The sequence below is a fragment of the Janthinobacterium sp. GW822-FHT07A03 genome (assembly GCF_058798815.1).
In genome coordinates this window covers 263,826-275,390 of sequence record NZ_JBXAKW010000003.1, presented here as the reverse complement: position 1 = coordinate 275,390, position 11,565 = coordinate 263,826, and the positions used below count along the sequence as shown (strand labels likewise).

General features: G+C 62.2%; 8 protein-coding genes. 1 reads left to right on the top strand and 7 read right to left on the bottom strand.

All coding sequences use genetic code 11. The annotated features are described in order from the left end of the window. The first annotated feature begins 96 nt into the window (after positions 1–96). On the top strand, positions 97–1,776 hold the full coding sequence (locus tag AC1RJW_RS10820) for an AMP-binding protein (protein WP_493044914.1): 1,680 nt from the start codon (positions 97–99) through the stop codon (positions 1,774–1,776). A 73-nt stretch (positions 1,777–1,849) separates the two neighbouring features. Here AC1RJW_RS10820 and AC1RJW_RS10815 read toward each other — a convergent pair whose 3' ends face one another. The 7 genes from AC1RJW_RS10815 to AC1RJW_RS10785 form a co-directional block, all read right to left on the bottom strand. Further along, complete coding sequence (locus tag AC1RJW_RS10815; protein WP_493044913.1) at positions 1,850–2,830, bottom strand: choice-of-anchor A family protein; 981 nt, start codon at positions 2,828–2,830, stop codon at positions 1,850–1,852. 200 nt (positions 2,831–3,030) lie between these two features. After that, on the bottom strand, positions 3,031–4,755 hold the full coding sequence (locus AC1RJW_RS10810; RefSeq protein WP_493044912.1) for an ArnT family glycosyltransferase: 1,725 nt from the start codon (positions 4,753–4,755) through the stop codon (positions 3,031–3,033). A 152-nt stretch (positions 4,756–4,907) separates the two neighbouring features. Beyond that, on the bottom strand, positions 4,908–5,177 hold the full coding sequence (locus tag AC1RJW_RS10805; protein ID WP_034746247.1) for a type B 50S ribosomal protein L31: 270 nt from the start codon (positions 5,175–5,177) through the stop codon (positions 4,908–4,910). Between the two features lie 294 nt (positions 5,178–5,471). Beyond that, positions 5,472–6,734 (bottom strand): transcription termination factor Rho, encoded by a 1,263-nt coding sequence (rho, locus tag AC1RJW_RS10800; protein ID WP_034746249.1) that lies wholly within the window; start codon positions 6,732–6,734, stop codon positions 5,472–5,474. A 155-nt stretch (positions 6,735–6,889) separates the two neighbouring features. After that, the gene (trxA, locus tag AC1RJW_RS10795) at positions 6,890–7,216 is read right to left on the bottom strand and encodes a thioredoxin TrxA (RefSeq protein ID WP_086137203.1); all 327 of its coding nucleotides are present in this window, start codon (positions 7,214–7,216) and stop codon (positions 6,890–6,892) included. A gap of 314 nt (positions 7,217–7,530) precedes the next feature. Beyond that, complete coding sequence (locus tag AC1RJW_RS10790; protein ID WP_493044911.1) at positions 7,531–7,989, bottom strand: response regulator; 459 nt, start codon at positions 7,987–7,989, stop codon at positions 7,531–7,533. Positions 7,990–8,061: 72 nt separating this feature from the next. Next, entirely contained in the window at positions 8,062–11,385 is a 3,324-nt protein-coding gene (locus AC1RJW_RS10785) for a PAS domain S-box protein (RefSeq protein WP_493044910.1), read from the bottom strand. Positions 11,386–11,565: the final 180 nt, after the last annotated feature.

The window sequence follows — 11,565 nt, the reverse complement described above, 5'->3', positions numbered from 1 at the left end:
CAGCAAGCTGACGCAGGGCGGGGGCGGTTGCGGCTATAATTTTCTGCATCGAAGACGATAACAAGAGCGCGCCGCGCCACACACCCTGGAGACAGCATGCAAGCAATGAGTTATGTACACGGCGCCCACGAGACGCCGTTGATCGGCGAAACGATAGGCGCCTACCTGGACGGCATCGCCGCCCGCTATGGCCAGCACGATGCCCTGATCGTAGCGCACCAGAACGTGCGCTGGACGTATCTTGAATTCCAGCAGCGCGTTCACAAGCTGGCCGCCGGCCTGTTGAAACTGGGCTTGCAGCCGGGCGACCGGGTCGGCATCTGGTCGCAAAACTGCGCCGAATGGGTGCTGACCCAGTTTGCCACGGCGAAAGCTGGCTTGATCATGGTCAACATCAACCCCGCCTACCGCCGCTCGGAACTCGAATACGTGCTCGACAAGGTGCAATGCAGCGCGCTGATCCTGTCGCCCAGCTTCAAGTCCAGCGATTACCTGGCCATCGTGCAAGACGTGGTGCCGGAAATCGCCCGTTCGCGCGCCGGCGCCCTGCAGTCGCCGCGCCTGCCGCAATTGCGCCACGTCATCCGCCTGGGCGCGGCCGCCACGCCGGGCATGCACAATTTCGACGCGGTGATGGACGGCATCACGGACGCCGACCTGGCGCAGCTGGCCGAAGTGAGCGCTGGCTTGCAGTTTGACGACGCCGTCAACATTCAGTTCACGTCCGGCACCACGGGCGCGCCGAAGGGCGCCACCTTGACGCACCACAATATCCTGAACAATGGCTTTTTCATCGGCGAAGCCATGCGCCTGACGCAACGGGACCGCTTGTGCATCCCCGTGCCCCTGTACCACTGCTTCGGCATGGTGCTGGGCAACCTGGCCTGCGTCACGCATGGCGCGGCCATGGTGTTCCCTGGCGAAGGCTTCGATCCGAAAGCCGTGCTGGAAACGGTGCAGGCCGAGCGCTGCACGGGCTTGCATGGCGTGCCCACCATGTTCATCGCCATCCTCGACCATCCTGATTTCAAGCAATACGATCTGTCGAACTTGCGCACCGGCATCATGGCCGGCTCGCCATGCCCGATGGAAGTCATGACGAGGGTCATCGAATTGATGCACATGGCGGAAATCACGATTGCGTATGGCATGACGGAAACGTCGCCCGTCAGCTTCCAGACGTCGATCGACGACCCGCGCGAGATGCGCGTCTCGTCCATCGGCCGCGTCCACCCGCACCTGGAAGTGAAAATCATCGATGCGGAAGGGCGCATCGTGCCGCGCGGCGAAAAGGGCGAATTGCTCACGCGCGGCTATTCCGTGATGCAGGGCTACTGGGGCGATCCTGAAAAAACCAGCGAAGCCATCGACACGGCGCGCTGGATGCACACGGGCGACCTGGCCGTCATCGACGACTACGGCTTTTGCAGCATCGTCGGCCGCTCGAAGGACATGGTGATACGCGGCGGCGAAAACATCTACCCGCGCGAAGTCGAGGAATTCCTGTACCGCCACCCGAGCGTGCTCGACGTGCAATGCGTGGGCGTGCCGGACGCCAAGTATGGTGAAGAACTGTGCGCCTGCATCATCTTGCGCCCGGGCACGCAGGCCACCAGCGAGGATATCCGCGCCTTTTGCGATGGGCAGATCGCCTATTACAAGATTCCCCGCTATGTGCGCTTCGTCGAGGAATTCCCCATGACGGTGACGGGCAAGATCCAGAAATACTTATTGCGCAAGCAGGTGGCGACGGATCTGGGGCTGAGCGCGGATTAGTTTTTCGCCAGCACATAAAAAAACACCGGGACGCTCGCGCGGCCCGGTGTTTTTTATTGATGTAGCGTAAAGCTTAGGCCATCGCGGCTTGCGGTGCGCGCGCTGGCGTGCGGCGGCGCATGAAGGCCAGCAAGCCCAGGCCGGCCAGCAGCATGGCGTAGGTGCCTGGCTCAGGTACGGCCGAGACGTTGACCGTGTTGAAGCCGGAGCCGTTCATCGCAACATGGCCATAATTGATCGAGCTGACCGAATTGGCGATCAGGGTGCCATTCATGTCGCCGGAGCCCGAGAACGCGCTGTTCGGCGCCAGGATGCTGCCGTTGATGCCGACGTTCTGCAGGCTGGTGGTGGTGGCGTTGGCGAAGTTGAACAACGTGCGGTTGGCGAAACTGGCGAAATTGTCGAAGCCGCCGCTCATGGTGATGTTGGTGGCCGTGCCGTTGATGATGATGCTGGCCGTGCTTTTCAGCGAGGACAGGTCCAGGGTCAGGTTATGCAGGTTCGACGCATCGATGTTGAAAATATTCACGTCGGCGTTGACATTGCCCACCAGGGTCATGTTGCCGTACTGCGAAATCACGGTACCGTTCGATTGCAGCTTGGCCACGTCGCCCGACAGGGTCGTCAGTTGCTGCTTGGCGCCCGCGAAGTCCAGGGTGGACGCATTGCCTTTGCTGATGTTGTTCGTTGGGAACCATTGCGGCGCCGTCAGGGTGGCGTTAGGGTTGCTGACGCCGTACACGGCCGAACCGCTGAGCGTGCCCCAGCCCGTGTTCAGGTTGCCGCCAGCAACGACCGAATTGATGGCGCTGCCTGGCTTTTTATTCGTGCCAACGCTGTAGTTGTCCAGGTAGATATTGCCGCCAGCGGCAATGCTGCCACCGACGCTGGTAAAGCCGCTGGAGCCGCTGCTGCCGATGTTGCCGAAGATAAAGGCCGAGTAGCCATTGGCAACGCCCAGGTCGACCACGGTCGCTTGCGCCGAAGCGCTGAAGGAGAAGGCGAACAGGGCGGCGCTGATGAGCGGCAAGGTGCGTGTGGTAAATAATTTCATGGACAATCTCATAGTGAATTGGGGGACGATTCGGGCGGGAAAGCAAGACACCGCCATCGCGCAGTCCGCTATTATAATCTAAAAAACAATGTTAGTTCAATTTAGGTAATTAACTATATTTTAAGACAACACTTTTCCTGGCGGCAATTATTCTCTGCCGGACGTAAAAAAACCGGGGCTGGCCCGGTTTTTTTTGCTGCTTACCTGACGCGCTGGTACAGGCGGAAGCGTTCCACGTCATCCGTGGGGCGGCGCCCTTCCCACAGCTTGATCCAGTCCGCACCGTGGTGTTCCGGCAGCTTTTCCTTGTTGTCGGGAACTTTGATGCTGTCTTGCAACAAGAACACATCGCATTGCTGCTGCCCCACCGTGGCAAACGGCAGGTGGCCGTAGTAGGCGAACGAGGCGCGCTGGGCGGCGCCGACATTGCTGTTGATGCAAGTAGTGCCCGGCGGCAGGTGGACTGAAATCTGGTGCGCCACGCTGGCGTAGCTCTTGCTGTAGTTCAGCGGCGGCAGGAACAGGGTCATGATCAGCACCCAGATCAGGATCAGCCCGCCGGACGACAGCACCACGGCGCGCCACAGCACGGCCGGCTGGCGCGAGATGCGCCAGTGCACCAGCGCCACCCAGCCCGCGCTGGCGCAGGCGGCGACGAAGAAGGCCAGCAAGTCCAGCTCGGGCTTGAAGCCGGGCATGAGTTTCAGAGCATTATGCGACAGTTTCGGCGGCCAGCCGGTCAGGATGGCGAACCAGAACAGCCACAGCGCGAGGGCGCAGATGGTCAGCACCATCACGGAGAACCAGTCGATGGCGTTGATGGCGCCCCGTTTCATGGTCAGCAGGCCGAACGCGGCCATCACGGCCAGCGGCGGCAGCAGCGGCAGCAGCTGGCTCGGGTCGGGATCGGGATGGCACAGGCCCAAAATGGCCAGCATGGCAACAAAGGTCAGCGGCACGACGATGTGCAGCACGTGGTGCTGGCGGCGCCAGGCATACACGGCCCAGGCGGCGAACGGCCACGCGGGCCAGAAGAACCAGATGCCGACGCGCAAGAAGTACTGCACGCTTTTCAGGCTCGGGGCGCTGAACTGGCGGCAATTCCATTCCATCCATGCCTGCATCGGCGAATGGCCGTACGGCTGCAGCCATTCGCCCGGCAGCAGCCAGAGCAGGGTCAGCGCGGCGCCGATCAGGATGGCCAGCGCCAGGTGGCGCACGCTGCGCAGCAGCGGCAGGCGCAGGAAGACGGTGCACAGCAGCAGGGCGATGCTCAGCGCCGCCGGCGTGATCCAGCCGCGCGTGAGGGTCAGGCCGCCCAGCGCCAGGCCCAGCAGGGCGGCATTGCGCACGGACGGGCCTTCCATGTAGCGCACGGCGCGGTACAGCAGATAGGCCATCAGGGACACGTACAGCGCTTCGGCCGTGATGTCGTGGCTGTGCTGCAGCAGGCCCAGGCAGCCCAGATAGATGAGCACGGCGGCATCGGCCAGGGTGCGGCCGAAATCGTCTGGCTCGGGCTGGCCGCCGAAGGCCAGGCGCAGCGGCTGGGCGTCGTTGCGGCGGCCCAGGTTGAAGGCGGTGTACCAGACGGACAGGGTGCTGACGACGAAGATGCCGATGGTCGACATGCGCGCGCCGAAGACGTCGCCGTCGATCCAGCCGAACAGCTTGATGAAGATGGCGCCCAGCCAGAAGGTCAGCGGGCCTTCATCGGGCAGCGACAGGCCGGCCACGTTGGGCCACAGCCAGTCGTTCAGGCCGCCATGCGCCATGGTCCACATGATGCCGAAACTGGCGGCGTCATCGTTCTTCCACGGTTCGCGGCCGATCAGGCCAGGCAGGATGTACAGCAGGCCGAGCGCAAACAAGGCCCATCGTGGCAGCGCGAGTGTGGCAGCGGCGGGAAGGCGGACTGGCTTCATCGATAATCGGTATCAGAATAGTGGCAAGACGCGACGAATGGCGTCGGGTATGCGCGAGTATAAAGTAAAGCGGCCAAAGACAAAAAAGGCAGCCGTGGCTGCCTTTTCTCTGGCAGCCGAAGCTGCCCTGTTTTGCCGCAAAGCGGCAAAAATCAGCCTGCTGCGACTGCGGTTTTCGAACCAACCGAACCGAACTTCTGACGGAACTTCTCGACGCGACCAGCGGTATCGACGATTTTGTGCTTGCCCGTGAAGAATGGGTGCGATTCAGCCGAAACCTCGATCTTCACCAGTGGGTATTCTTTACCGTCGTGGGTGATTTTTTCGCGGGTTTGGATGGTCGAGCGGGTAACGAATTTGAAATCGCACGACAGATCGTGGAAAACAACTTCGCGGTATTCTGGATGGGTATCGACTTTCATGGTCTTCTCTCTAGTTTGGTAGCCAAACAGCACTTCGTCGGTCGTCCTGCTTCTTGACCCGATTGCCGATCACTTGCCAGGGTTTAAAATAATGCAACCGTCGATTATATAGCGCTTTCGGGCCGGCGGCAATAAAAAAGCCGCTCCAGGAGCGGCTTGGGCCGGTAGCGCATTGATATGACGCCACCGAGGGGAGGGAAACCGTAGCGAGCAGGCCCGATATACGGCCGAGTAGCGCAGCTGTACGAAGGTACAGCGAGCAACACAGGCCGTAGAGCGGGACGCGCAGTAGGTTTACCCCCCTCGGCGCATCATGTCGAAGAACTCGGCGTTGTTCTTCGTGGCCTTCATCTTGTCCAGAATGAACTCCATCGCCTCGATCTCGTCCATCGAGTACAGCAACTTGCGCAGGATCCAGATTTTCTGCAGCTCGTTCGGCTTGATCAGCAGTTCTTCGCGGCGGGTACCTGATTTGTTCAGGTTAATTGCCGGATAGACACGTTTTTCGGCCAAACGGCGTTCCAGATGCACTTCCATGTTGCCGGTACCCTTGAATTCTTCAAAGATCACGTCATCCATGCGCGAACCCGTTTCGATCAGCGCCGTGGCGATGATGGTCAGCGAGCCGCCTTCTTCGATATTGCGCGCGGCGCCGAAGAAGCGTTTTGGACGTTGCAGCGCGTTCGCGTCGACACCGCCGGTCAGGACCTTGCCCGAGGCAGGGATGACGGTGTTGTAGGCACGCGCCAGGCGGGTGATCGAGTCGAGCAGGATGACCACGTCTTTTTTCATTTCGACCAGGCGCTTGGCTTTTTCCAGCACCATCTCGGCCACTTGCACGTGGCGCGTGGCCGGCTCGTCGAAGGTCGAGGCGACGACTTCGCCGCGGACCGAACGTTGCATTTCGGTAACTTCTTCCGGACGTTCGTCGATCAGCAGCACGATCAGGGTGATGTCCGGGTGATTGGCCGTGATCGCATGCGCGATGTGCTGCAGGATCACGGATTTGCCGGATTTCGGCGACGCCACCAGCAAGCCGCGCTGGCCTTTGCCGATCGGGGCGATCAGGTCGATGATGCGGCCGGTGATGTTTTCCTGGCCATTCATTTCACGTTCCAGGCGCAGCGGCTCGTTCGGGTGCAGCGGCGTCAGGTTTTCAAACAGGATGCGGTGTTTCGACATCTCCGGCGATTCGCCGTTGACCTTGTCGACTTTGACCAGTGCGAAATAGCGTTCGCCATCTTTCGGGGTCCGTACCTCGCCTTCGATCGAATCGCCGGTGTGCAGATTGAAGCGGCGGATTTGCGAAGGGGAGATGTAAATATCGTCGGTGGACGCCATGTAGCTGGCGTCAGGCGAGCGCAGGAAGCCGAAGCCGTCAGGCAGCACTTCCAGGGCGCCGTCGCCAAAAATCTGTTCGCCGGACTTGGCGCGTTTCTTCAGGATAGCGAACATCAGCTCCTGTTTGCGCAAGCGGGCTGCGTTGTCAATGTCAAGACCGATCGCCATCTCAAGCAGGGCGGATACGTGTAGGGCCTTTAGTTCGGATAAATGCATATGTGTTGAGTGTCCCGAGACGGGATGTAAAGGTAGGGGAGGGGACTGCGTGGCGTTGATTAATTATTGGGGAAGGCTGTGCACGAATGAGGCAAAGCCGCTTCCCGGTCTATCCAGTCAGGCGGCGCTGCGGGCGCAGCGCTGCCCATCATACATTAAATGTTGCTGTCGACGAAAGCGGTCAACTGGCCCTTGGCCATGGCGCCCACTTTTTGAGCAGCTGCAACACCATCCTTGAACAGGATCAGGGTCGGGATGCCGCGGATGCCGAACTTGGCAGGCACTGCCTGGTTGGCGTCCACGTCCATCTTGGCGATCACGATGCGGCCGGCGTATTCCTTGGCCACTTCTTCCAGGATCGGAGCGATGGCCTTGCAGGGACCGCACCATTCTGCCCAGAAGTCGACCAGTACTGGCAACTCGGATTTCAGGACGTCTGCTTCAAAAGATGCATCGCTAATGTGTTTGATATTTTCGCTCATATTTTCCTCAAATGAGGGTGGGATCAATAATGCCTGGAATTAACCATACGCTGGTTCGCCATCCATGCTTCCTGGAATGCAGTGAGAAGATGGGGGCAATGGGCACAAATTCAATGTTCTTGGAAGGTGCGACCAGAGGTATGCAGGCGGGGATGGCTGAAATAATAACCCATTTTTTCAAAGCGTGGCGATTATTGCAGAAAAACTTGAGGCATATCACCAGCATATCGTCCCTGCGCGTGCGGGCAGGGCGGCAAAGCCGCATGTCTGCTGGCCTGCAGCGCCGTGTCCGCCCTCCCGGCCTGGCTGTGCGATCAGGCTTGCGCGCTGGCCTGACGCGCCGTGTGCTGCAGCTGCAAGTTCACCATGAGCTGCAGTTCCGCGCTTTCCATCGGCTTGCGGAAGGTGCCTAATATATGCAGTCCGTTGGCCATGGCCAGGCGTTCGGCCGCCAGGCGCACGGCCGAATGCAGGCCCGACAGCAGGACCACGCCGCCGCGGAAGCCGTTTTCAGCCGCCATGCGCAAGAATTCGATGCCGTCGATGTCGGGCATGGACAGGTCGCAGATCAGCAGATCGGGCTGGTGCTGCTTCAGGGTGGCCAGCGCCTGTTCGCTGTGCGACTCGCAGCGGATGTCGAACTGGCCCATCTGCTCGAGCATGTCGCTGAGCACGTCGAGCATGAACACGTCGTCGTCCAGCAGCAATACGCGCAATGGCGCCAGGCCTGCTTCGCTGTGTTCCCGGCTTGCTTGGTTTGATACAGTAGTCATCGTCCTGTCTTTCTATTGATATGCGCATCGCTGTCGATGCCGATACCTTGCCTCAAAGGAATTTGGCGGTAGCTAATCGTCATTGGCAAAGCTGGTGTTATTCATGATTTGTTCGGTAATCTGTTCCAGCAGGGGCCACAGGCGCGCGACGATGTGCTGCGCCCGCTCCGCCTCGTCGGCCGGTTCGCCCGGCGCCAGGGTTTCCAGGTTGTGGCACAGCTCGGCCAGCCCCAGGGCCCCCACGGTGCGCGCCGACGACTTGATGCGGTGCCCCAGTTCCCGCACCTGGTGCACGTCGCCGCGCGCCAGGGCCGCATCGATGTCGCCAAAGCCATCCTGCGTCGTCTGCAGGAACTTGAAGGCGAATTTGCGCACCTTTTCCGGGTTGTAGCCCAGCAACTTGGCGAGGATCGACAGGTCGATCACCTGCGGGTCGCCCGCCAGCGTGGTCTTGAAGGCGGGCGCGGCGCGGCTGCGCGCCGGTGGCGGCGGCGTTTCGCGCGCCGGCAGCCAGCTGGCGATGGTCTGGTACATCATGGCCGGCTGGATGGGCTTGGAAATGAAATCGTCCATGCCCGCGTCCAGGCAGCGCACGCGGTCTTCGCTGGTGGCCGTGGCCGTCATGGCCAGCACGCGCAGGTGCGCCAGCTGCGGGTCGGCGCGGATGTGGCGCGTCGCCTGCAAGCCATCCATCAGCGGCATCTGCACGTCCATCAGCACGCAGTCGAACTGGGTCTGGCGCAGCAAATCGAGCGCTTCCTCGCCATTGTTGGCCAGGCAGACGGAGGCGCCCGCTTCCTCCAGCAATTCCAGCGCCACCTGCTGATTAAACGTGTTGTCTTCCACCAGCAGGATGCGCGCATGCTTGAGCGTGCGCATCACCAGGGCCGCGTCGGCGCTGGCGCGCATGGCCGCCGCCGTCTGCACCATGCTGTCGAGCATGGCGGGCGCCGCCTGGTCGGAAATGCCCAGGTTGGCCGTGAACCAGAAGGTGCTGCCGGCGCCGGGACGGCTGTCGACGCCCACGTCGCCGCCCATCAGCTGGGCCAGCTGCTTGCAGATGGCCAGGCCCAGGCCCGTGCCGCCATATTCGCGCGTGGTGGAGGTGTCGGCTTGCTGGAAGGACTGGAACAGTTTGCTCATTTCATCCTGTGACAGGCCGATGCCGTGGTCGCACACTTCGAAGCGCACCAGGCAGTGCCTGGCGTCCGCCACCACCTTGCGCACTTTCACGGTGATGCTGCCCTGTTCGCTGAACTTGATGGCGTTATTGGCGTAGTTGATCAGCACTTGTCCCAGGCGCAGCGGGTCGCCCACGAGCACGGCCGGCAGTTGCGGGTCGATTTCGAACAGCAGCTCCAGGTTCTTGCCGGCGGCGCGCGGCGCCACCACCGTCATCAGCGTTTGCACGACGTGGTCGAAACTGAAGTTGACGCGCTCGATTTCCAGCTTGCCCGCCTCGATCTTCGAGATGTCGAGAATGTCGTCGATGATGCCCAGCAAGTGCTCTCCGGCAAAACGGATTTTTTCCAGGTAATCGCGCTGGCGCGGTTCCAAATCCGTTTTCAGGGCCAGATAGGCCATGCCGATCACGCCATTCATGGGCGTGCGGATTTCATGGCTCATGTTGGCCAGGAATTGTCCCTTCGCCAGGCTGGCTTCTTCGGCCACCTGCTTGGCCTGGTCCAGCTGCTCCGTGCGCTGCGCCACGCGCTCTTCCAGATGTTCATTGAGTTCGCGCAAGGCGCTCTCGCTGCGCTTGTGATACGTGATGTCCGTCAGGCTGGCCACCACCATGCCCACCTTGCCGTATTCATCGCGGATGGCCTCGGTATTCACGGACAGCCACGACAGGCTGCCGTCGGGTTGCTGCACGCCCATCAGCACGTCGCGCATGGCCTCGCCCGTCGACAGGGTGATGTGCACGGGATGGCTGCGCTGGTCGAAGGCGGAGCCGTCTTCGCGGATGGCTTGCCACAGGCTGTTGCCGGCCGGGCTGGCCGCCAGCATGCGCTCGGCGGCGGCGTTGCTTTCCAGAATGTGACCGTGGCTGTCCTGCACCACCAGGCCATTCGTCACGGCGCCGAAGACGGACGCCATGCGCTGGCTCGAATTCGACAGGGCGATCGACGCCTGGCGCCGTTCCGTGATGTCGGTGATCATCGCCAGGGTGCCGCCCGGCTCGCCGTTGTCCGACTGGATGCTGGTGCTCGACAGCAAGCCCCACAGGCTGGACTGATCCTTGCGGAAGAAGCGGAAATCGACCTGGTCCGGCTGGCTGGCGGCACTGCCGTGGCTGGCCAGGCGGCGCTGCATCAGCAGCTGGCTGTCGCGGTCCATGAAGTCGAGCAGGGGCCGGCCCAGCATTTCCTGCACCGTGTAGCCCAGCATGTGCGCCATCTTCGGGTTGACGAAGGTGGTCTTGCCGTCCGCATCCGTCATCCAGATGCCTTCGGCGGCCGTCTGTACGATCAGGCGGTAGCGTTCCGAGCTGGCGTGCAGGGCTTCCTCGGCGCGTTGCCGCTGCGTCATGTCGCGCAGCGAGACGATGGAAAACAATTGCCCGGCCATGCGCAGCGGCGACAGGCTGACCTTGGCGGGGAAGTGCGTGCCGTCGCGGCGGCGCGCCATCATCACCCGGCCTGGCAGGCTGTGCCGCGCTTGCGGGTCACCCACGGACTGGCTGGCCGTGCTTTCCGGTACCAATTGTTCCAGCGACATGCCCGTTAATTCGGCCAGCGGATAGCCGAAGCAGCGCGCGCCGATCTGGTTGGCGTAATGCACCTTGCCCTCGACGTCGGCCACCAGCATGGCTTCGGGCGCCGCTTCCAGCATCGAGCGCATGCGCGATTGCTCGTCCTGCTTGCGCTCGCTGATATCGCAGACGATGCCGCTGGCCTGCGTGGCGGCGCCATCCGAGGCGCGTGTCAGCACGGCGCCGCGCGCCAGCAGCCAGCGCCAGTGGCCGTCGCTGTGGCGCAAGCGGAATTCGCAATTGAAGGTGCCGGGCGCCTGGCCATCCAGATGCTGGCGAAAGGCCAGGCTCAGGCGCGCGCGGTCGTCGCGGTGCACTTCGGCCAGCCAGTCGGCCAGGGCATGGTCGAGCCTGGCGCCCTTGTCGCCCAGCACGTCCTGGTACTGGGGGGCGAACAGCAGCCGGTCGGACTGGCGCCGCCAGGTCCAGCCAGCCATGGCCGCGCCGCGCAAGGCTTGCCCGGCATCCTGTTCCGCCAGGGCATGCGCGGGCAGCAGCAGGCGGCGCAACTGTTGCCGCAGCCGCCAGGCTTGCCAGCAAGCCACTCCCGCCAGGGCGGTGGCGCTGGCCGCAGCGTATGGCCACAGCAGTGCCGGCGCCATGCCGTGTGCCGCCGCCTGCGCCGGCAGCGAGAATGCCATGCCTGCCGCCAGCATCGTACGAGCGAGCCGGCGCAGCGCAGGGCGCCGTCGGCGTGGTGCGCTGAAACTCGTGTGGCTGCAATACGACAAATGCATCCCTTTCTGGGGCGTGATTGGACTGGGCTGGCAGTGCATGATGCGCGCTCAAATAAACGCCTGCGGCGCTTTCTGGCGGCAACT